This is a genomic window from Neisseriaceae bacterium CLB008 (assembly GCA_041228285.1).
Taxonomy (GTDB): Bacteria; Pseudomonadota; Gammaproteobacteria; order Burkholderiales; family Neisseriaceae; genus JAGNPU01.
Genome location: CP166133.1, coordinates 1,421,147 through 1,442,215 on the forward strand (window position 1 = coordinate 1,421,147; position 21,069 = coordinate 1,442,215).

19 protein-coding genes are annotated in these 21,069 nt (G+C 51.4%); 14 read left to right on the forward strand and 5 right to left on the reverse strand.

All coding sequences use genetic code 11. From position 1 onward, the window contains the following. Positions 1-547: 547 nt before the first annotated feature. A complete protein-coding gene (locus AB8Q18_06530) occupies positions 548-1,882 on the reverse strand; it encodes a PLP-dependent aminotransferase family protein (protein ID XDZ52714.1) in 1,335 nt (444 codons plus the stop codon). A 114-nt stretch (positions 1,883-1,996) separates the two neighbouring features. Here AB8Q18_06530 and AB8Q18_06535 point away from each other — a divergent pair, with 114 nt between their 5' ends. From AB8Q18_06535 to AB8Q18_06545, 3 genes are all read left to right on the forward strand, one after another. After that, complete coding sequence (locus tag AB8Q18_06535; protein ID XDZ52715.1) at positions 1,997-2,878, forward strand: DMT family transporter; 882 nt, start codon at positions 1,997-1,999, stop codon at positions 2,876-2,878. A 64-nt stretch (positions 2,879-2,942) separates the two neighbouring features. Then, entirely contained in the window at positions 2,943-3,410 is a 468-nt protein-coding gene (locus AB8Q18_06540) for a MaoC family dehydratase (GenBank protein XDZ52716.1), read from the forward strand. Beyond that, the gene (locus AB8Q18_06545) at positions 3,411-4,256 is read left to right on the forward strand and encodes a DUF2931 family protein (protein XDZ52717.1); all 846 of its coding nucleotides are present in this window, start codon (positions 3,411-3,413) and stop codon (positions 4,254-4,256) included. Positions 4,257-4,325: 69 nt separating this feature from the next. On the opposite strand, the gene AB8Q18_06550 is transcribed toward AB8Q18_06545, so the two are convergent. Next, positions 4,326-4,868 (reverse strand): HdeD family acid-resistance protein, encoded by a 543-nt coding sequence (locus tag AB8Q18_06550; GenBank protein ID XDZ52718.1) that lies wholly within the window; start codon positions 4,866-4,868, stop codon positions 4,326-4,328. Between the two features lie 355 nt (positions 4,869-5,223). On the opposite strand from AB8Q18_06550, the gene AB8Q18_06555 reads away from it, so the two are divergent. Beyond that, positions 5,224-6,063: a M23 family metallopeptidase gene (locus AB8Q18_06555; GenBank protein ID XDZ52719.1), complete on the forward strand. Its 840-nt coding sequence runs from the start codon at positions 5,224-5,226 to the stop codon at positions 6,061-6,063. Then, the gene (locus AB8Q18_06560; protein XDZ52720.1) at positions 6,033-6,461 is read left to right on the forward strand and encodes a polymer-forming cytoskeletal protein; all 429 of its coding nucleotides are present in this window, start codon (positions 6,033-6,035) and stop codon (positions 6,459-6,461) included. The genes AB8Q18_06555 and AB8Q18_06560 overlap by 31 nt, the downstream gene beginning before the upstream one ends. A gap of 71 nt (positions 6,462-6,532) precedes the next feature. Here the strand turns inward: AB8Q18_06560 and icd are convergent, their stop codons facing one another. After that, positions 6,533-7,771 carry an NADP-dependent isocitrate dehydrogenase gene (icd, locus tag AB8Q18_06565; GenBank protein ID XDZ52721.1) on the reverse strand — a complete coding sequence of 413 codons (1,239 nt, stop codon included), beginning with the start codon at positions 7,769-7,771 and terminating at the stop codon, positions 6,533-6,535. A 184-nt stretch (positions 7,772-7,955) separates the two neighbouring features. Here icd and AB8Q18_06570 point away from each other — a divergent pair, with 184 nt between their 5' ends. From AB8Q18_06570 to brnQ, 9 genes are all read left to right on the forward strand, one after another. Further along, a complete protein-coding gene (locus tag AB8Q18_06570; GenBank protein XDZ52722.1) occupies positions 7,956-8,507 on the forward strand; it encodes a pseudouridine synthase in 552 nt (183 codons plus the stop codon). Between the two features lie 25 nt (positions 8,508-8,532). Further along, the gene (locus AB8Q18_06575) at positions 8,533-10,431 is read left to right on the forward strand and encodes an acyltransferase family protein (protein ID XDZ52723.1); all 1,899 of its coding nucleotides are present in this window, start codon (positions 8,533-8,535) and stop codon (positions 10,429-10,431) included. Further along, positions 10,415-10,810, forward strand: coding sequence for an RNA-binding S4 domain-containing protein (locus AB8Q18_06580; protein XDZ52724.1), 396 nt, complete (start codon positions 10,415-10,417; stop codon positions 10,808-10,810). Before AB8Q18_06575 ends, AB8Q18_06580 begins: the two co-directional genes overlap by 17 nt. 86 nt (positions 10,811-10,896) lie before the next feature. After that, complete coding sequence (gene smc, locus AB8Q18_06585; protein ID XDZ52725.1) at positions 10,897-14,394, forward strand: chromosome segregation protein SMC; 3,498 nt, start codon at positions 10,897-10,899, stop codon at positions 14,392-14,394. A 316-nt stretch (positions 14,395-14,710) separates the two neighbouring features. Continuing rightward, positions 14,711-15,634, forward strand: a complete 924-nt coding sequence (locus AB8Q18_06590) for a branched-chain amino acid transaminase (GenBank protein ID XDZ52726.1) — start codon at positions 14,711-14,713, stop codon at positions 15,632-15,634. 57 nt (positions 15,635-15,691) lie between these two features. After that, positions 15,692-15,886 carry a zinc-finger domain-containing protein gene (locus AB8Q18_06595; GenBank protein XDZ52727.1) on the forward strand — a complete coding sequence of 65 codons (195 nt, stop codon included), beginning with the start codon at positions 15,692-15,694 and terminating at the stop codon, positions 15,884-15,886. A 6-nt stretch (positions 15,887-15,892) separates the two neighbouring features. After that, positions 15,893-16,933: a lipopolysaccharide heptosyltransferase II gene (gene waaF, locus AB8Q18_06600; protein ID XDZ52728.1), complete on the forward strand. Its 1,041-nt coding sequence runs from the start codon at positions 15,893-15,895 to the stop codon at positions 16,931-16,933. A 72-nt stretch (positions 16,934-17,005) separates the two neighbouring features. Further along, positions 17,006-17,956 (forward strand): thioredoxin-disulfide reductase, encoded by a 951-nt coding sequence (gene trxB, locus AB8Q18_06605; protein XDZ52729.1) that lies wholly within the window; start codon positions 17,006-17,008, stop codon positions 17,954-17,956. A 101-nt stretch (positions 17,957-18,057) separates the two neighbouring features. Then, on the forward strand, positions 18,058-19,368 hold the full coding sequence (gene brnQ, locus AB8Q18_06610; protein ID XDZ52730.1) for a branched-chain amino acid transport system II carrier protein: 1,311 nt from the start codon (positions 18,058-18,060) through the stop codon (positions 19,366-19,368). 71 nt (positions 19,369-19,439) lie between these two features. On the opposite strand, the gene AB8Q18_06615 is transcribed toward brnQ, so the two are convergent. Beyond that, entirely contained in the window at positions 19,440-20,255 is an 816-nt protein-coding gene (locus tag AB8Q18_06615; protein ID XDZ52731.1) for a siderophore-interacting protein, read from the reverse strand. Positions 20,256-20,837: 582 nt separating this feature from the next. Beyond that, positions 20,838-21,041, reverse strand: a complete 204-nt coding sequence (locus AB8Q18_06620; protein ID XDZ52732.1) for a DUF2892 domain-containing protein — start codon at positions 21,039-21,041, stop codon at positions 20,838-20,840. Positions 21,042-21,069 lie beyond the last annotated feature (28 nt).

The window sequence follows — 21,069 nt, forward strand, 5'->3', positions numbered from 1 at the left end:
TGGCTTTGGCTAAGCGCGCAGCATTTTGAGCCCAGCGGCGTTGGTGACAGCTATGTGCATATGGTTAAATTGTTTAATGCATTAAGCCAGAACTTCACAGGCTGAACATGAAAATACATCCATTCAGTGATACATGTCACGGGCGCAATGATGATTAAAAAAACCAGTGTCTAATCAGACTCAGTATGTGAATGATCATGCGATGATTCATAGATTCATAGATTCATAGAGCGTTTATCGTGTGATCATCACAGGCTGACCATTAAAGACTGTTTCAATGATATGGTTAATTTTAAAGCTTAAATAAGCTTTAATCGCTTAATAATGGCTCAAAAGCCATTCTGAAACCCTTATGTATACTTCGCATAATATATATTATGTTAAATTTTATTGATATAAATGGCAAAGAACACCACTCTTCTGGCCCAATCCCGATGTTTTCAGCCTGATGCAAAGAAAACGTCTAGCCGTTTTCAGTCGAAATCAACCGTCTTGCTTTTATGCTGCCAGATCGAACCCTAGCCACCATGGTCAGCCAACCGATTTTTTACCCATAACTGTGAACCTCGATCAGATCGCGTACTTTTTCTAAAGTCTCTTGCAGTTGGCCCATGGCTACTGAGCCTAAGGCTAATCTAATGGCGCGTGGTACATGCGTTGTCGTTGCAAATGGCTCTGCCGTCGACACGGCAATGCCAAGGTGCATTAAGGCCATGGCGACTTGGTCGGCACGCACGCCTTCAGGCAGCGGCAGCCATATAAAATACGACTGCGGATGTGATACAAAGCCCTGTTCGGCAAATATAGCCTGCGCCATGGCTTGACGCGCCTCTGCGTCAGCGCGTTTTTCAGCTTCAAATACCGCCACCGTACCGTCGGCCAACCAGTCACAGACTATGCCCGTCATCATGGCGGGCGTGTTCCAGATAGTGGCCCGAATCACCCGTTCTAAAGCAGCAATATAGGCCATTGGTGCGGCAACACACCCTACCCGTAAACCGGTGGCCACGCTCTTGGAAAACCCCGATACGTATAGCGTGATGTCTGGCGCCAACGCAGCCAATGGCGCAGGCGCATCTTCAATTAAAAACGCATAGGCTGCGTCTTCTATTAGCACTACATTATGCTGGCGCGCCAATTTAATTAAGGCTAGCCGTTGCTCTAGGGTTAAAACCCATCCTAATGGATTGTGTAGCGTGGGCATACAGTACACGGCACGTATGCGTCTTTGGCTGCACAACTGCGCTAATGCGGCTAAATCGGGGCCATCTGGCGTGGCAGGAATGGCCACTAGCTCTAGATGAAACGTCTGCGCCAGAAGCTTAAAACCACTGTATGTTAAGGCATCCACAGCAATCACATCCCCTGGTTTAAATAAGGCCATGATCACGGTGGCTAAACCATGCTGAGCACCGCTGACGATTAACACCTGCTCTGCGGCCACGTTTAACCCTTTTTTATTAAGGTATTGCGCGATCTGGGCCCGTTCATGTGGCCGTCCACCGTGGGGTTGATAGCGTAATAAGGCCGCCAGCTCTCCCGCAGTAGTCAACTGACGTAAGGCCAGCCGCAAGGCTTCGGTTTGCGAAGGCAAAGCCGGATAATTAAAGCTTAAATCGATTAAATCTTGGCTTACCGGCTGTTCTACGCCCTGTCCTGCTGGCAACCCTATTTCTCGTACAAAGGTCCCGCGGCCTGCTTCACCGCTGACAAGGCCCATGGCCTCTAGTTCGGCGTAAACGCGGCTGGCCGTCGCCAAAGACATGCCTTTATCTGCGGCCAAACGCCGATGCGTGGGCAATTGCGTGCCCGCTACTAACTGGCCAGAGCGAATGTCGGCGGCAAAAGCGTCGACCCAATGTTTATAACGTAATCGGGGCATTGTGTAATGTATCCATGACAATAATTTGATTGTACTGACTGCTAAATCTATTATGCCTATTCATGGCCTGAGCCAACAGACCTTTATGTATACACTCATGCATCCGGAGCCCCCATGTCCCAAAATAAACACATTCCCTCTTCGGCCAGCGGCTGGCTAAACGGCTTTATCGGCATGCTGATTTTCAGCGGTTCATTACCGGCCACCCGCGTGGCCGTGTTGGCCTTTGATCCTGTTTTCCTAACCGCCGCCCGCGCCAGCATTGCGGGTGGTGTGGCGTTGCTGCTGTTGCTCAAGCTGAAACAATCATGGCCGTCAGCCAATCAAATTGGCCCGTTAATCATCGTCTCCATTGGCGTGGTGATTGGCTTTCCTTTATTGACAGCCCTGGCATTACAGCACGTTACCTCGGCACATTCCATCGTTTTCTTGGGCCTGCTACCGCTGACCACGGCCACTTTTGGCGTCATCCGGGGCGGTGAACGTCCGCGCCCTGCTTTTTGGGGATTTTCCATTGTCGGCAGCCTATTGGTCATGGGCTTTGCCTTAAGCCAAGGCGGTAGCGCCTCATTAGTGGGCGATTTATTGATGTTGGCAGCCGTCGTCATCTGTGGCTTAGGCTATGCGGAAGGTGCCAAGCTGTCACGAAGCATGGGCGGCTGGCAAGTGATTTGTTGGGCTCTTGTGCTGTCTTTGCCCTTAATGATCATGATGGCGTGGCTGCTGCAGCCCGAAACCGTGGCCCAGGTTGATCTGGCGGCATGGCTTGGCCTAGCCTATGTTTCTTTATTCAGCATGTTAATCGGCTTTTTCTTTTGGTACAAAGGCTTGGCTCAAGGCGGCATTGCTGCGGTGGGCCAATTACAGCTGTTGCAGCCCTTCTTTGGCCTTGCTTTGGCAGCCTGGCTATTGCACGAGGCTGTAAGCCCAACCATGCTGTTCACCACCCTCGGCGTCATCCTCTGTGTAGCAGGCTCTAAACGATTTGGACGCTAGTTGGTTTGCTTATGCTGTTATTTAAGGTATCTTTAAAGCTTACGCTCATTATTTCGAGGACAACATGACGGCTGCACCTGACTATACTCACAAACGCTATCTCGATGACCTCGTCGTCGGCGATCAATTCTTAAGTGGCCATTATGAAATGACCGCTGCTGAAATTAAGGACTTTGCGCAGCGCTACGATCCACAGCCCTTTCATTTAGATGAAGTCGCGGCAGCACAAAGCTTTTTCCAAGGCTTAGCCGCCAGCGGCTGGCACACGGCCGGCGTCACCATGCGCCTCTTGGTGCAAACCTTGCCTTTAGCCGCTGGCATTGTCGGCGCTGAAACCACCACCTCATGGCCACGCCCTACTCGTCCTGGCGACGTTTTAAACGTGGTGGCGACGCTGAAAGAGATTAAACCTTCTCATTCCAAGCCCGACCGTGGCATGATTACCCTCTATTGCGAAACGTTTAACCAAAACCAACAAGTGGTGCAGAAACTGACCGCCAAGCTATTGGTTTTTCGTCGGCCTGCCGCATAAATGCCTCGTTTAGCCTGCACCTTGGCGAGGCTGGGTTTAGGCCTAGCCCTATGCCTTCCCCTACTCAGCGGTGCACAGCCGCTGCTAGAGCTTCATGCGCGCTTTACCCACCCCAGTAGCAGTGGTTTTGTGCTGGATGCGCCGCAAGCGTATTTCATCAGCGCCGATGGGCAGCATCGCCTCAATCTCGATGCCTGGCCCGTGTGGCCTGAGCTTGATGCTGGCCCTGCTTTAGCCATCAATGATTTAAAACAATTACCTAGCCTGTTGCGGCTACGTTGGTTTTCTGCTGCTGAGGAGGATCAATTCTGGTCCATTCGCCTACCCTTGCCGACCAAGAAGCTGCAACAGTATGTCAGGCATAGCCTAAAAGATGGGCGTGACGATTTGTCTGTATTTAACCGTCTTATTGTCACCGTCAAAACCGGCGGTTGGGTCAGCGTGTGGTTAGGTAATGAAACCCATGAAATACAGCTGAGTAATGAGGTTCAAGCGCGGGCTCTGAACCATGATTGGGCCCAGTTTACCCAGCATTGGCCACTGTTACAGCAAGGCATAGGCCGTGAAGCATGGCGCGCCAGTATTCAAGCCTTGACGCCAAAACCCTTTTATAATTTACGTTTTAAGCGCGTGTATGAAGACGATGAACCCGCCGTAGGCTCTGCCTATGAGGTGTTTACCGATACCGCTCAAGGCCGACGCTATTACTGCGGTATAACTGATCGGCAAGGAGAAACGCGAGAATTCATCAGCGTCCTAGAAGAACAAACGTTTTACATGACGGCCACCGAAGACGGCTGTGCCTTAATACGCACCCTGGCGCAGCCAATCAATCTAAAGCCTTAAAACCGCTGACCCCAGACGCAAACATGCCCCTGCGTGGCGGCTGCAACGCAGGGGCATAGCGGTCATGCTTTAATGATAAAAGCGGCCGATTTTGCGTAGCCGTTGGCCGGCGTATAGGTTAAACAGCCCTAAAATAATCGAAGAGATGGCCAGGAACGACGCGACAAACAGCACGCCACCGCCAGGATTAAACAAGAGGTAGCAGGCGGCCAGAATCGTGATGATGCCGATGATTAGCCAAAACGCCCAGCCTGAGATGCCTAAATTCTTGATGTCGAATGAAAAAGACACTAAAGAAGCCCCGTAAAATAAAATCCAAAACGCAGTCAAAAATAGCAAAAAGGCCTCAGGTAAACCTGGGTTTTTCAATAGATAGGCACCAATAATGATGTCTAATGCCCCCTTAGCCAAGCGCCAACCCCACCCAGCTATTTTGGTGTTGCTCAAAGCAAACGCCACTTCAAAAATACCGGTCACCAAGAAGTAAGCGGCAATGATTTGTGCCAAAATAATGAAGCTGATCAAGGGTTGCATCATCACATAAATGCCCAATAGCACAAACAAGATGCCCATGATGGTGAGGATCCACCAGTTCTTAATTAAACTGCCCATAGTTGTCCTTTCCTTTGCCCAAATAATCACGTTAATAATCCGTCTACCCATTTAAAATATCACTTTTAGCCTCAAAGCACTAGGTAATTTAAATAACAAACCGTTATTTCATTCCAAAGTAGAAATACATTGTTCATGTGCCATACATCGGGCATGAGCATTGCCTTTATTAGTCGATTCAAATCAAAAAACCATGATCGTCCTTCAGGATAAACGCCTTTAATGCGTGGTCACAGTTCTATTATCCTATTGTTTTATAAAAGTATTTAAAAAACAGAGCAGTTGCCACTAGGACGATTCTGTTTTAGAATGCGACTCGTAAAGTGCAATATATGACGATTGATTTGGTGACATTATGGCTCAAGAAGATTCTATCTGGCGCTGGCGTCGTCATCGGCAGGCCAGCGCCAAACCGCAGCAGCGCAGCATGATCATTACCATCAGCAGTGCGGCCGGTAGCCGTACGTTTACGGCCAAGCAAAATTTAAAGCTAAAACTATATTGGGGCATGGGCCTCTTACTGGGCTATTGCGCCCTCATGACGGGTGCGGGTATTTTTTTATTTGATCAATATCGGCATTCTGCCCTGCTGTGGCGCCAAAACCAAACGCTGCTAACCTATAAGGCCGATATGGAAGCGGAACAGGTGCGTGAGGGCAGACGCTTTAGCATTGGTGACATCAACCAAACCGCAGCAGTCAAAAAACAGGCGTTTTTGCAGCTCATCCCAAGCGGCACCCCGCTACCAGAGGTTAAGGTACAGGTCACCAGTGGTTTTGGGCGGCGCAACCACCCTGTCCTGGGTGAAGTCTTGGCCCACAGCGGCCTAGATATTCGCGCCGCCATTGGCACCAAGGTGCAGGCCACGGCCAACGGCATGGTCAGCGTAGCAGAAAGCCAAAATGGCTACGGTAAAGTGGTGAAGATTGACCATGCCTTTGGCTTTCAGACGGTTTTTGCCCATCTTGATGACATTTTGGTGCAGCCTGGAGACTTGGTCAAAAAAGGCATGGTCATCGCCGCCAGCGGCAACACCGGACGCAGTACAGGCCCTCATCTACATTATGAAGTTCGCTTCAGGAACACGCCGTTAGACAGCGCTAATTTTATTCGCTGGGATCAGCACAATTTTGATTATGTTTTTAAAAATGAAAAGGAAGTAGAATGGGCGTTTTTCGTAAACGAAGTCATTTAGGCAACGACAAGCATTTAACCATTGTAGCGGTCGCCACAACGCTTAAAGGCGAAATCAACAGCGACCACATGGTGCAAATTGACGGCGTTTTTGAAGGCCTAGCCAACTCACAAACGCGGGTGATGATCAGCGAAGGCGGCGTCTTAACCGGTGAGGTTGTGGCCCAAGAAGTCAGTGTATTTGGCAACATCAACGGTAAAATCACGGCTAATAAGGTCATCATTGGCCATAAGGGCTTGGTTAACGCCACCATCATCGCCGAACACTTGGTGATCATGGAAGGCGGCCGCTACATTGGTGAGAAAAAAGAATACGCCAGCGAAGATGCCGCAACCCAGCCTACTGCCCTCACGCCCTTGGTGGCAACGGCCTTAGTCAATGATGAGCACGTCGCCTAAGTCTTATTGGATTGAAAAGAACAAAAAAAAGCCAAACGCTAAGCGTTTGGCTTTTTTACATGAAAGAGCAATTACATGCGTTCGATCATGGCGTTACCGAAGGCAGAGCAGCTTACTTCGTTAGCACCGTCCATTAGGCGGGCAAAGTCGTAAGTCACTTGCTTGTCGGCAATGGCTTTTTCCATAGAGCTGATCACTAGATCGGCCGCTTCAGTCCAGCCTAAGTGGCGCAACATCATTTCAGCAGACAGAATCAATGAACCTGGGTTCACTTTGTCTTGGCCTGCGTATTTAGGTGCGGTACCGTGGGTGGCTTCAAAAATAGCGTACTGATCAGAGATGTTGGCGCCTGGAGCAATACCAATACCGCCCACTTGAGCCGCTAAGGCGTCAGATACGTAGTCACCGTTTAGGTTCAATGTGGCAATCACATCGTATTCAGCAGGACGTAATAAGATTTGTTGCAAGAACGCGTCGGCAATCGCATCTTTAACGATGATGTTTTTACCGGTTTTAGGGTTCTTGAACTGGCACCAAGGGCCGCCGTCGATCAATTCAGCGCCAAACTCAGTTTGGGCTAATTCGTAGGCCCAGTCACGGAAGCCACCTTCGGTGTACTTCATGATGTTGCCTTTGTGTACGATGGTCAAGCTATCGCGATCGTTGTCGATCACGTATTGCATGGCCGCACGTACCAAACGTTGGGTACCTTGTTTAGAAACAGGTTTGATGCCGATGCCTGAAGTTTCAGGGAAGCGGATCTTGTTTACGCCCATTTCTTTTTGCAAGAAGTCGATGACTTTTTTAGCATCGCCAGATTCGGCTTGCCATTCGATGCCGCAGTAGATGTCTTCAGTGTTTTCGCGGAAGATCACCATGTCAGTTTGCGTAGGATCTTTCAATGGCGAAGGCACGCCAGAGAAGTAACGTACAGGACGCACGCACTGGAACAGGTCTAGTTCTTGGCGCAAGGCCACGTTCAATGAACGAATACCGCCGCCTACTGGCGTGGTCATTGGGCCTTTAATAGAAACAGAATAAGCTTTAAGCGCTTCTAGCGTTTCTTCAGGCAACCAAACGTTGTCACCGTATACTTTGGTGGCTTTTTCGCCCGCAAATACTTCCATCCAATGGATTTCTTTGCTGCCGTTATAGGCTTTTTTAACCGCAGCATTAATCACGTCTTTCATCACTGGGGTGATGTCGATACCGATACCGTCACCTTCGATGAAAGGAATGATTGGGTTATTAGGGATGGCTTGACCTGGTACAATCTTTTGGCCGCCTTCAGGCACTTTAATATGACTCATTCTCTGCTCCTGATATATTATTTTTGAAGTCATTACAAAGCTCATGCTTGTAATAATAGGAAAGTGATGCATTGATCAATCAGGCCTCATTATCCTAGAAATCCCAACTTATGGCTAGATGCATCGCACAAAATCCACGATAATTAGACATTACCCCAGAAAAAACCATAGAAGCCCAAAACCCATGAATGATTTAATCGCCCTGAATAAGCCCTACGGCGTCATCTGTCAATTTAGCAAACATGAAAAACATCAAACGCTTAAGGCTTATATTGACCAACCCGGCTTTTATCCCGCCGGCCGTTTAGACACCGATAGCGAGGGGCTATTGCTACTCACGAATAATGGCCGCCTGCAGGCGCAGATTGCCGAACCCAAGTACAAACTAGAGAAAACCTATTGGGCGCAGGTAGAAGGCGTGCCCACTGAAGCAGGCCTAGCCATGTTGGCCAAGGGCGTTGATTTAGGTGATTTTGTCACCGCGCCAGCCAAAGTGAGGGTTGTCGAGCCGAACAATTTATGGCACCGTGAGCCGCCGATTCGCGTCCGCCAAACTGTGCCGGATTTTTGGTTGGAAATCAAAATCAGCGAAGGCAAAAACCGTCAAGTGCGCCGGATGTGTGCCAAGGCAGGCTTTCCCTGCTTACGCCTGGTGCGCGTTGCCATCGGTTCAATCAATTTATTTGATTTAGACTTAGCTTTGGGACAATGGCAATACTGCCCACAACGCCCTTAACTGTATAAAAAGGTGTGCTTTAAACGTGTCTGCCCCTCCTACTATTCAATACCGTCCTGACATCGATGGCCTACGCGCCCTCGCTGTCGTGGCGGTGATCGTGTTCCACCTCAACCCCGCTTGGCTGCCGGGTGGTTTTTTGGGCGTGGATTTTTTCTTTGTGATCTCGGGTTTTTTAATCACCGCCATCATCCACAAACAGGTGATCGCGGGGCGTTTTTCTTTTGTGACCTTTTACACGCGCCGCATCAAGCGTATTTTACCGCTGTTTTTTACCGTTTTAACCGTCACCACCGTCGCCAGTCTCTTGCTCTTGGTGGCTCATGACTTAGACAGCTATCTGCATACAGCCACCTATGCGGTGCAGTTTCGCGCCAACTTTGCTTTTGGCCAAAGCAGCTATTTCGATGTCGGCGTCAATGAGAAGCCCCTGCTGCATCTATGGTCGTTGGCGGTTGAGGAGCAGTTTTATTTTGTCTGGCCCCTACTGCTCTTGGCCTTATTCTGGCTCCTGCGCCGCTTTAATCAAGGCCGTGGCCTCTTTGTCACAACGCTGCTGCTGTTGCTGGCATTCACGGCCTTGGCCCAATGGCAGGTCAACGTTCATCCTGAACAAGCTTATTACATGCCGTGGGTGCGCGCACCTGAGCTGCTGCTGGGCTGCGCCATGGCCCTATGGCCCTATCGGCAGCGGCCTTATCGCCGCATCTTAGGCTATTTAGGCCTGGCCATCATGCTGGGCTGTTTGGTGTTTTATAAACCGGATATGCGCTTTCCCGGCCTGAGCGCCTTATTGCCGACCCTTGGCGTGACTTTATTCATTTACGATGATGGCCTCAGCCACCGCAGTAAATGGCTGTTTCAACAGCCCTGGGTCATTTTGGTTGGCCTGTGGTCGTTCTCTTTGTATCTGTGGCATTGGCCCATCTTGGCATTGATGCGCTATGTATATGGTGCCGATGCCCTGCCCTTAAGCTGGCTGAGCGTGGCGGTCGCGCTCATGCTGTTGCTGTCGATACTCAGCTATTATGGCGTCGAAAAGCCTGTACGCCATACGCGCCTAAACCTGTGGCCAAGCTTTATGCTGATTTATGTGGCGCCAGCCGCTTTGATTTGGGGGCTAGTGGCCGCCAGCCATTTACCGCCTTGGCAGGCCAAGCTGTATCCCTCGACGGAGCTTACTTATTTGGGCGACGATGTCTGTTATGACCGTTTCGATGCCGACTGTAGCCAAGGTGATCCCAAAGCGCCCGTGTCGGTGTTGATGGTCGGCGATTCCTATACGGCTCATTTGGCTAAATTCATTGACATCGTTGGGCGCAAAGAAGGCTGGCGCGCCGACGTGCGTTCCGTCAGCGCCTGTTCGCCGGTTCGCCACTACGACTTTGACACCGCTCTAGATGATTCGGTCTTGGCTTTGTGCCAAGAATTACAAAATTACATCAAACAACACTGGGATGAGTATGACGTGATTTTTCTAGCCTCGCGCTGGTCTTATCAACTGGGTTTAACCAATAGCCGCTACGCCGACCCAGATTATGAGCAAAAATTCATCACCACGGTGCAGCTGCTGTCGCGCCAAAAACCCATTTATGTATTTTCATCGGTACAAAATGCTGACTATAATCCGGTACGGTCGATCAAATTAAATCAGCTCGGCCTAGATGCTTTAGAAACGGCCAATCGGCCTAAACCCGATGCCGCCACGCAACAGGCCAATGCCCGTATGAAGGCCTTGATCGCCGACATTCCCAACGTCCATTGGGTCGACATTGAGCCCTATATACCGGCTTCGCTGACGATAAACGGCAAGCCCATGTTCATGAACAATAACCATTTAAACGCTTTTGGTAGCCGTGAATTAGGCCTGCGCTTTAGCCAACACGAAACCTTGAGAAAGAATGCTGATGAATCAACTCACTGAAATGCGCCTAGACAAATGGCTTTGGGCCGCTCGCTTTTTTAAAACCCGCGCCTTAGCGCAAAAACACATTGAGCTAGGCCGAGTACAGGTTAATGGCGACAAGGTCAAAAACAGCAAATACATAGTGGTCGGCAACGTCATCGACATGACGCTGAATTCACTGCCGTATAAGCTCACGGTTCAGGGCCTGAATCCGCAGCGCCGGCCGGCTCCTGAAGCGCGCCTACTGTATCAAGAAGACGCCACCGTGGTCGCCAAGCGTGATGAATTACAGGCGTTAAATCAAGCCGCCAGAGGCTCACAAGCCTATCCTGACGGACGGCCAACCAAGCGCGATCGGCGCCAGCTCGACCGGGTCAAACGCGACTGGGCTGATTAAAGTTAGTATAGCCTTCACACCCGACGAGCATGTTGTCGGGTTTTCGGTTAAAATCCGCTTCTCTCTACCGTATTCAGGGGTTGTTCGTGCGCCTTACCCATATCAAACTTGCTGGCTTTAAGTCTTTTGTTGATCCAACCAACATCCATGTGCCTGGCCAACTGGTGGCGGTGATTGGCCCCAATGGTTGCGGCAAGAGTAATGTGATCGACGCCGTGCGCTGGGTACTGGGCGAAGCCTCGGCCAAGCAGCTACGCGGTCAAAACATGCAAGACGTGATTTTCAACGGCGCCAACACCCGTAAGCCGGTTTCTCGCGCCGCCGTCGAACTGGTTTTCGATAACTCAGACCATGTCCTGCAAGGGGCCTGGGGCCAATATGGCGAAATCGCCATCAAACGGACCCTCAATCGCCAGGGTGATTCGGCCTATTTCATCAACCAACAGCAGGTACGCCGTAAAGACATCACCGATCTGTTTCTAGGCACTGGCGTCGGCGCCCGCGGCTATGCGGTGATCGAGCAAGGCATGATTTCGCGCATCATTGAAGCCCGCCCTGAAGATTTACGCGCCTATCTGGAAGAAGCGGCTGGCGTGTCGAAATATAAAGAGCGCCGTAAAGAAACCGAAGCACGCCTAAAAGACACCCACGATAACTTGGCCCGCTTGCAAGACTTACAAACCGAGCTAGAACGACAAATGGAACGTCTGGCGCGCCAGGCCAAAGTAGCATCACGCTACCAACATCTAAAAACCGATCTTCACCATAAACAAAACCTATTGGCCCTCGTACGTCATGATGAGGCTCAAAGCGCCGAACAAACGGCACGGGTCGCCCTGGCCGCCTTAGAAACGGAACAGGCCGAAATCAGCCTAGGCCTCACCCAAATCAATGAGGCCCTTTACCAGCAGCAGCTGAGCGAATACGACGCTCAAAACGCCGTTAATCAAATTCAAACCCAGGGGGCCATGACCCGTGAACAACTGGCCAGACTAGAAGAACAGATTCGACATCAGCAAGACACACAGCAGCGGCGCCTGCGTGAGCAGCAGCAGGCCGATGTACAGCTGGCCCAGCTGAGTCAAGCAAACGAGGCCGCCACCGAGCGCCTAGCACAGGCGCAAATGGTGTTGGCCGAAAAACAAATCATTGTTGAAGAATGGGCGCTGAAGGTTGAAGAAGCGCAGATGCAGCTGCCTATGCTTGAAGATCAAGCTGGCCAGCTAGACAGCGCTTATACCAGCCAAAGTGATGAACACAACCGGCTCAAGCGCAGCCTTGAATTGAATCAGCAAACCCAGCAGCACAAGCGCCAACAGCAGCAGCAAATCAGCCAGCGCCAACAGGCTTTAAGCGCAGAGCTAGCGGCCTTAAACGTCCCCGATGCGGCCCAAGTTGCTGCGGCCCAGCAGCAGGTTGAAGAAGCGCAATACCAGCACAACACCTTAAGTGAGCTCTTACAGCATAGCGAAGACACATTAGACACCCTAGCCACCAACATTCAAGCGGCACAGGCCCAACAGCATGAGTGCCAGGCCCAGCAACTGCGCCTCAGCGCCCAACATGATGCTCTAGCAGCGCTGTTAAACAGCGACAGCGAATCAGCCACGCCGTTTTGGGCCGAGCACGGTCTTGGGGAGGCCGCGGCCCTATGGCAAACCATTCAAGTGGCGCCTAAATGGCAGCAGGCAGTGGCGGCTTATTTAGGCGAACGCCTGCAAGCACGCATGGCAGACCCGCGGGTCGCGGCGGCTGCGGCAAAAACAGCGCCCACCGTGGTGTTGACTCAAAAGGGTTCGCCTGCGATCGCAGCCGATATGGGGGCCGCTCAATGTGTGTTACAGCACATCGACCAGCAAGGCGATTTCACCGCTGCTTTGGCCGACTGGCTGGGCGCCGTCTATTGCGCCGACAGCCTCACTGAGGCCTTAGCACAACAATCACAATTACAGGGCCAGCAATGCTGGCTCACGCCGGAAGGCCATGTAGTGAGCGCCCACAGCGTCAGCCTGCAAAGTCAGAATCAAGCAGACAACCAGCTGGTGCGTCAGCACAAGGTGACTGAGCTACAAGCAGCCTTGACCCAGCTGGCGCCAGAATGTGATCAGGCGGCCGATCGTGTTGCCCAATTACAGGCACAACACGTGCAGCAGCAGCAAATTCAGCGCCAGCACAAGCAGCAGCTACAGCAGCTCAGCGACACGTTGCGTGAAGCCAACAATCAGGCCACGCAGCTGCTGGCGCGCGCCAACCAAACCCAGCTGCGCCAGCAGCACATTGAGCAAGAGCAGGCGCAAAATGAGGCCAGCCTGGAGGAATTAGCCCTGGCGTTGGAAACCTTAACCATGAGTGTAATGGAGCTAGAAGAAGCGCTCTACGCCCTGGGTGAAGACCATCAGCACACCCAGACTCAACGCCAGGCACAGCAGCATGCGTTAAAACAGGCCCGCGCCACGGTGTTTGAGGCCAACCGCCAGCTGGGCCTAGAACAGATCGCCGAACAAAAGCTGCTGCAAAACATTGCCCAAGCCGAACAAGAACTGGCCCATATCGCCAGCCAACATCAAGCCCTAAGCCAACGCCAAAGCGAGCTGGCCTTAGGCCACGATGACGCCCAGCAGCATGAAGACCAGCAGCAGGCCTTATTGACGCTAGAAGCGGCCCAAGAGACGGTCCAAACCCAGTTACAAGATGCCCAAAACGAATTAGAACAGATCCGCCAGCACAGCCAACAATTGAATGCCCAACAACAGCAATTGAGTGCCCGTCAGCCGCAGCTACAGCAAGCGCTACAGGCACAGCTTTTGGCCCAGCAAGAGGCCAAACTCCAAGCCGAACGGTTTGGCGAAGAATTAACCGCCCACGACGTCGATTTGGCGCTGCTACGTGCCCAGCGCAGCGAGCTGACCACCAGCCCAGAAGAGCTGTCACAAGAGATTGTGGCCTTGGCCCGCCTGCTTGAGGGCCTCGGCGCGGTGAATTTGGCAGCCCTAGAGGAACTAGACGAGGCGGAACAGCGGGCACTGTATTATCAAACCCAAAGCGAAGACTTACAGCAAGCGATGGCCGCGCTGACCGACGCCATCGCCAAGATTGACGATGAAAGTAAGGCGCTATTTAAAGAAACCTTTGATGCCGTCAATGAGAAAGTACAAAAATTCTTCCCCACCCTATTTGGCGGCGGTGAGGCCAAATTAGAAATGGTCGGCGACGATCTGCTCAGCGCCGGTGTGTCGATCATGGCGCGGCCGCCAGGTAAGAAAAACAGCACCATTCACCTATTGTCTGGCGGTGAGAAAGCCTTAACCGCCATGAGTTTGGTGTTTGCCCTATTTAGCCTCAATCCTGCCCCGTTCTGTTTATTGGATGAGGTTGATGCGCCGCTGGATGACGCCAATACCAGCCGTTTTTGTCAGCTGGTGAAAGAAATGAGCGTCAACACGCAGTTCTTATACATTTCCCACAACCGCTTGACCATGGAAATGGCCGAGCAGCTGGTCGGCGTCACCATGCAGGAAAAAGGCGTGTCGCGCATCGTCGCCGTTGACATCAAACAGGCCCTATCCATGCGTGAAACCGACTAAAGCTGCGCAGTAAAGCACCTAAATTTCTCTTTTTACGGCGCCAGAACCATCAAAATAGGGAAAGTGCGTATCATAAATGCCAAGAATACGGGTTTTGATCGGGTGTGGCGGCCCAAGTACAAAGTCGAAACAGAAGCAATATCTTTAAGTTTTTCATAGAGATTGCCAAAATTCACAACGGTGTGTGCGTTTGGGTATTCTATTGAGCGACAGGGCATGTATAATCAGACGATAAGGCGCACTATAAGCCCCTCTTTCTTTGGGCATCATAGGGCCGGTTAATAAAAAACTTTTTGATCAATAGGAGCAGTACATCATGTCAATGGCAGATAGAGATGGATTCATCTGGTACAACGGGCAGTTAGTAGATTGGCGCGACGCCAATACACACGTTTTAACGCATTCTTTGCATTACGGTTTGGGTATTTTTGAAGGCGTTCGTGCCTATAAAACCCCAAAAGGAACGGCTATTTATCGTCTACAAGACCATACCGACCGCCTGTTCCGCTCTGCCCATATTTTGAACATGAAGCTGCCTTACACCAAAGAGCAAATCAATCAGGCCCACATTGACGTGGTCAAAGCCAACAATTTGAACGAATGCTATTTCCGCCCGATGGCGTTTTATGGCTCGGAAAAACTGGGCGTGGCGCCTGCGGTTAAAGACGTCAACGCTATTGTGGCCGCTTGGGCTTGGGGCGCCTATCTAGGCGAAGAAGGCATGACCCGTGGCATCCGCATTAAAACCAGCTCATTCTCACGCCATCACGTGAACGTGACCATGTGTAAAGCCAAGGCCAGCGGCAACTACATGAACTCAATTTTAGCCAATAACGAAGCCACCGCTGACGGTTACGATGAAGCGCTGCTCCTTGACGTTGACGGCTATGTGGCCGAAGGCTCGGGCGAAAACGTGTTCATCTACCGCAATGGTAAGCTCTACACCCCAGATTTAACTGCGGCCCTAGAAGGCATTACCCGCGACACCATTTTGCACATTGCTAAAGACATGGGCCTAGAAGTGGTTGAAAAACGCATCACCCGTGACGAAATGTATTCTGCTGATGAGGCCTTCTTCTGCGGTACCGCCGCTGAAGTAACCCCTATTCGCGAATTAGACCGTCGCCAAATCGGCAGCGGCAGCCGCGGCCCGATTACCGAAGAGATTCAAAAACGCTACTTCGCCATTGTTAAAGGCGAAAATCCAGCCTACGAGTCTTGGTTAACCTACATCGACTAACCTTTGTTTTGACGCATCACAGGCAACGCTCGGTTGCCTGTTGTTTTAGGAGTACTTATGTCTACCAACGTTCGCCCCAATAATGTGATTGAAGTCACTGCCAAAGATTTACCCCTACATTGCCCCACCGCCGACGTGGCGCTTTGGAGCAACCACCCTCGCGTTTTCTTGCCGCTAGAGCATGGCCAAGCGCGTTGCCCTTATTGCGGCACCCTGTACAAATTTGTTGGCGAAATGCCCGCAGGACATTAAAGCCTGATGACGCAAAAAATCCTCATCATTGCCCCGTCGTGGATTGGGGACTGTGTCATGGCACAGCCCTTGTTTCGACGCCTGCATGAGCAACACCCTAAGTTAGAGCTTCACGTATACGCATCGGCCTGGACCTTCCCCCTGCTGAGCCGTATGCCTGAAGTACAGCAAACCCACTTAAATCCTTTTGGGCACGGTGAACTGCGCTTGATGGATCGTTACCGCAACGGTAAAAGCTTGCGCGCCGAACGGTTTGATCAAGTCATCGTATTACCTAATTCGCTTAAGTCTGCCCTGGTGCCGTTTTTTGCCGGCATTAAAGTACGTACCGGCTATTTAGGCGAGTCTCGCCGCATTTTACTCAACGACATTTATCTATTGGATGAAGTGGCTCTGCCCAAAATGGTGCAGCGTTTTTTCGCCCTCTCCGAACCACACGGCTTTCCTTTACCTAAAGTACCGCATCCACGTTTGAGCGTTAATCCTGATGCTCAAGCAGAAGCCGTGGCTAAGTTTGGCCTGAGCCTAGATAAACCCATTGTGGCGTTTTGCCCTGGCGCCGAATACGGCCCAGCCAAGCAATGGCCAGCCCATCACTTTGCCGCTCTGGCACAACGTTGTTTGAATGAGGGCAAGCAGGTGTGGATCTTTGGCTCGAAAAAAGACGCCGACACCATCGCCAACGACATCAATGAACAAAGCGGCAATCAGTGCGTGAACCTATGCGGCCAGACCGGCTTAGCCGAAGCCATTGACCTCTTAGCCTTGAGCGAATGGGTGGTGTGTAACGACTCCGGTTTGATGCACGTCGCGGCCGCCCTACAAAAGCCTTTAGTGGCACTGTATGGCTCATCCAGCCCCGACTTTACCCCCCCGCTCAGCGATGAAGCCAAAATCATGACCTTAAACCTAGACTGCAGCCCGTGTTTTGAACGGGTTTGCCCCCTAGGCCATACCAAGTGTTTACACGATTTACTGCCCGATCAAGTGCATGCAGCCAGCATCGAGCTGCTATCAAAAAACGCTATCGGACTGATAAAAGAATAAATTAGACGTATTTGCCCCAGTGGCCGATACTGTCTAGCTATATTTAAGACTGACTATTGAAAGGACGCCCTCATGAGCGAAGCCAAACACAGTAAATTAATTATTTTGGGTTCTGGCCCTGCCGGCTACACGGCCGCCGTTTACGCCGCCCGCGCCAACCTAAGCCCTACCTTAATTACCGGTATTGCCCAAGGCGGTCAATTGATGACCACCACCGACGTGGACAACTGGCCAGCAGACCCTAATGGCGTAGAAGGCCCAGAACTAATGGCGCGTTTCTTAGCCCATGCTGAGCGCTTTGGTACCGAAATGGTGTTTGACCAAATTCATACTGCTGAACTACAACAGCGTCCTTTCCGTTTAGTTGGCGACATGGGTGAATACACCTGCGACGCCCTGATCATTGCCACCGGTGCCTCAGCCAAATACCTTGGTTTGCCAAGCGAAGAAACCTTCGCTGGTAAAGGCGTGTCTGCCTGCGCCACCTGTGACGGGTTTTTCTACAAAAACCAAGACGTGGCCGTTGTCGGCGGCGGTAACACTGCCCTAGAAGAAGCCTTATACCTAGCCAACATCACCAACCACGTGACCTTGATCCACCGCCGCGAAACCTTCCGCGCGGAAAAAATCATGGTCGACAAACTGATGTCGCGCGTGGCTGAAGGCAAAATTACCTTGAAGCTAAACGCCAACCTAGATGAAATTTTAGGCGACAACAGCGGCGTCAACGGTGCCCGCGTGAAGTTTAACGATGGCAGCACTGAAGACATCAAAGTTCAAGGCGTATTCATCGCCATTGGTCACAATCCCAACACCGACATTTTCAAAGGTCAGCTAGAAATGGATGAAACTGGCTATCTGATCACTGAAGGTGGGCGCGAAGGCAATGCCGGCCAAACCAGCATTAAAGGCGTGTTTGCCGCAGGCGACGTGCAAGACCACATTTATCGTCAAGCCATTACCAGCGCCGCCAGCGGTTGCCAAGCGGCGCTAGACGTAGAGCGTTTTCTTGACGGCCTATAAGCCTTAGCACTAAGCCATACCCGATACCGGCATCATGCGCAGACACAATCTGCCCACATGATGCCGGATTCTTTCGTTTTCGCATAAGGTGATCCCTGTACATGCACGCACGCTTAACCACCAAGGACATCATGGCCCTTGGCTTCATGACGTTCGCCCTTTTCGTGGGCGCCGGCAACATTATTTTCCCTCCTATGGTTGGCCTACAATCAGGTGACCACGTCTGGATCGCGGCCCTCGGCTTTTTAATCACCGCCGTTGGCCTACCGGTGTTAACCATCATCGCCTTAGCCCGCGTTGGCGGCGGCATTGAAGCCTTGAGCGCACCTATTGGCCGAACCGCTGGCTTAATCTTGGCCACCGCTTGCTATTTAGCCGTTGGCCCCCTCTTTGCCACTCCTCGCACCGCCACTGTATCGTTTGAAGTCGGCATTGCCCACCTAGTTGGTTCAGGCCCCATGCCACTATTGGTGTACAGCGTGGTTTATTTCGCCATCATCACGCTGATTTCTCTGTATCCAGGCAAGCTGCTCGATGTAGTGGGCCATTTTTTAGCACCGTTAAAGATTCTGGCCTTAGCCATATTAGGCATCGCCGCAGTACTGTGGCCTGCAGGTCCGCCCATAGAAGCCACCGCTGCTTATCAACAGCAACCCTTATCCCTAGGCTTTGTAAACGGCTACCTCACTATGGACACTTTAGGCGCCTTAGTGTTTGGCATCGTGATCGTGAATGCGGCGCGCTCTCGCGGCATTGGCGACCCCAAACTCTTGACTCGCTACACCGTCAAGGCAGGCCTGATCGCCGGTATTGGCCTAACCTTGATTTACTTAAGCTTATTTAAACTAGGCGAAGGCAGCGGTACTTTGGTTCCTGCGGCGCAAAATGGCGCCAACATCCTCCACGCCTATGTACAGGCGACGTTTGGCCACTTGGGCAGCCTCTTTTTAGCAGCCTTAATCTTCATCGCCTGCATGGTCACGGCGGTCGGCCTCACCTGTGCCTGCGCTGAATTTTTTGCGCAACACCTGCCGTTTTCTTATCGGTCGCTGGTGTGGGGGCTAAGCCTTTTCTCCGCCCTAGTGTCGAATTTGGGCTTGAGTCATTTGATTCAAGTGTCGATTCCCGTGATGACCATCATCTACCCGCCCTGCATTGTCTTGGTGCTGCTCAGCTTTACCCTAAAATGGTGGCAGCACCGCAACCGCGTGTTGGCCCCGGTGATGCTGGTGAGCTTAGTGTTTGGCGTTTTAGATGCACTGCAAGGCTTAGGCTGGACGGTTTTCTTGCCGCAGTGGTTACAGCACCTGCCTTTGGCGGAACAAAGCCTGGCTTGGCTATTGCCTTCGCTGCTGGTGTTCCTATTGGCGGCAGCATACGACCGTATCACGCCAAAGCCACAACCCATCTAAAGCACAGCGCCTGATTCAAAACAAAAAAAATCACGATCTAAGATCGTGATTTTTGATTTCAGCGCCGACGATTAATCGTCGATGACTTTACGGCCCTTCATTTCACCTTCACGACGACCGATTTGCCAGTAGGCACAAGCGTAACACTCTTCGCGTTGCCAACCTTGTTCTTTACGCAGGTAATTACGCGCCATCCGTACCGTACCGTGTTCGGCAGTGATGTGGGCAAAGCGATTTTCAGCCGGCCAGGCCAAGACGTCTGGATTAGCCTTTAAGGCATCAGCCAAAGCGCTGCCTTGATCTGGATGTGGGTTATACAACCACTCAACGCTTAACTCTGCGGCGCTGGTAAAGGGATAGTGGTCGGCTTCAGTCGTCACTTCAGCGATGACCACAGCCTTACTGCCAGCAGGCAAGCGCTCCAATAAGGCTGCCGTCACCGGAATGCCGGTTGGGTCAGTGACAAACACATAATGGCCCACCTCCGGCAGCAACTTTTGCTTACCCGCCTTCATGGTCACGCCCAGCTCATCACCCACTTGAGCATTAACCGCCCACTGGCAGGCGATGCTGTCGCCTTCATGCACGGCAAAATCGATGGTCATGGTGTTTTTGTCCAAATCAATGGCGCGGTGGGTATAGGTACGCACCGTGGGCAAAAAGGCAGGATCATCCACAATCCAACCCTGCTCAGGGTCGTGAGTAGGTAACACAACGGTTTTATGGCCTAATGGCGGCACAAAAATTTTATTGTTGGCGCCTAAGGTCGCGTCAGCGTAAAGGGGCACGTCGTCACCAGTGAGGACAACGCTTAAGTAATTAGGGGTAATGTAATGCTTTTCAACCACGCTTAATTTGGTTTTTTTAGGTGCAACTGGGGTCATCATGGCCTCTTTCTTTTTTCATTATCGGTAGCGCTTATTATGCCCTGAAAGGCCCACAAATACAAATCATTATCATTTAAAACAGCTCAATGCGAGTGAATAGTAGTACTGTATTCAATGCCTGCGGCGATCCCTCGCCAAGAAATACAATAATTTATTTAAAGACAAGGTGTTAATGAAATTCAAGACCAGACGCGCCATACGAATACAATGCGAGCCATTATATCCATAATTCATAAAGAATAGTTTATTGGCCATTGGTAAGGTGGGCAAAGCGCAGCGTGCCCACCGTTTTGAAGCATTAGAGGTGATTTTAACATCGGCAGAGATGTCGAAAGCGGTACAAAGGAAACCATGGTTTGTTACCGTCACATAGGGCAGGTAAAGCGTAGACTATCCACTCCTCTTAGCGTATCCCCCTGTCTACATTTAAAACCCGCGTGGGTCGCGACCCACCCTACGCTTAAGGGCCTCGCTTAAGGGCCTACAGTGTAGACGTCAAAAAGAGCATAGGGAACGATACAAAAAATCATCATTTACTGAGTGGCCAACGCCTTACCCATTACCTAAGCCCAACATTAGGCTTTAACCACATTTGGTTCCACACCCCTTCTTCGTGCTGATACCGGCCAGGCTATACAGTGGGCATGAACCCAGCAAACCCGCCAGTAACGGGATCGCCCCCAGATAAGCCCAAGCGCCTAAGGCGCCACTGAATGCTGCAATCACGAGGGCCAAGCCCACAACAATGCGAATACCCCTATCGATACAGCCAACGTTTTGACGCATGATGATTCCTTTTCAAGTTTAATGGTTT

What these genes read in the sequence shown, in the direction of transcription:
- icd (XDZ52721.1), bottom strand. Translation starts at nt 7,771, where the DNA reads ATGAGTCATATTAAAGTGCCTGAAGGCGGCCAAAAGATTGTACCAGGT.
- AB8Q18_06540 (XDZ52716.1), top strand. Translation starts at nt 2,943, where the DNA reads ATGACGGCTGCACCTGACTATACTCACAAACGCTATCTCGATGACCTC.
- AB8Q18_06530 (XDZ52714.1), bottom strand. Translation starts at nt 1,882, where the DNA reads ATGCCCCGATTACGTTATAAACATTGGGTCGACGCTTTTGCCGCCGAC.
- AB8Q18_06560 (XDZ52720.1), top strand. Translation starts at nt 6,033, where the DNA reads ATGGGCGTTTTTCGTAAACGAAGTCATTTAGGCAACGACAAGCATTTA.
- AB8Q18_06615 (XDZ52731.1), bottom strand. Translation starts at nt 20,255, where the DNA reads ATGATGACCCCAGTTGCACCTAAAAAAACCAAATTAAGCGTGGTTGAA.
- AB8Q18_06590 (XDZ52726.1), top strand. Translation starts at nt 14,711, where the DNA reads ATGTCAATGGCAGATAGAGATGGATTCATCTGGTACAACGGGCAGTTA.
- waaF (XDZ52728.1), top strand. Translation starts at nt 15,893, where the DNA reads ATGACGCAAAAAATCCTCATCATTGCCCCGTCGTGGATTGGGGACTGT.
- brnQ (XDZ52730.1), top strand. Translation starts at nt 18,058, where the DNA reads ATGCACGCACGCTTAACCACCAAGGACATCATGGCCCTTGGCTTCATG.
- AB8Q18_06550 (XDZ52718.1), bottom strand. Translation starts at nt 4,868, where the DNA reads ATGGGCAGTTTAATTAAGAACTGGTGGATCCTCACCATCATGGGCATC.
- AB8Q18_06580 (XDZ52724.1), top strand. Translation starts at nt 10,415, where the DNA reads ATGAATCAACTCACTGAAATGCGCCTAGACAAATGGCTTTGGGCCGCT.
- AB8Q18_06535 (XDZ52715.1), top strand. Translation starts at nt 1,997, where the DNA reads ATGTCCCAAAATAAACACATTCCCTCTTCGGCCAGCGGCTGGCTAAAC.
- AB8Q18_06570 (XDZ52722.1), top strand. Translation starts at nt 7,956, where the DNA reads ATGAATGATTTAATCGCCCTGAATAAGCCCTACGGCGTCATCTGTCAA.
- AB8Q18_06595 (XDZ52727.1), top strand. Translation starts at nt 15,692, where the DNA reads ATGTCTACCAACGTTCGCCCCAATAATGTGATTGAAGTCACTGCCAAA.
- AB8Q18_06545 (XDZ52717.1), top strand. Translation starts at nt 3,411, where the DNA reads ATGCCTCGTTTAGCCTGCACCTTGGCGAGGCTGGGTTTAGGCCTAGCC.
- AB8Q18_06555 (XDZ52719.1), top strand. Translation starts at nt 5,224, where the DNA reads ATGGCTCAAGAAGATTCTATCTGGCGCTGGCGTCGTCATCGGCAGGCC.
- trxB (XDZ52729.1), top strand. Translation starts at nt 17,006, where the DNA reads ATGAGCGAAGCCAAACACAGTAAATTAATTATTTTGGGTTCTGGCCCT.
- AB8Q18_06620 (XDZ52732.1), bottom strand. Translation starts at nt 21,041, where the DNA reads ATGCGTCAAAACGTTGGCTGTATCGATAGGGGTATTCGCATTGTTGTG.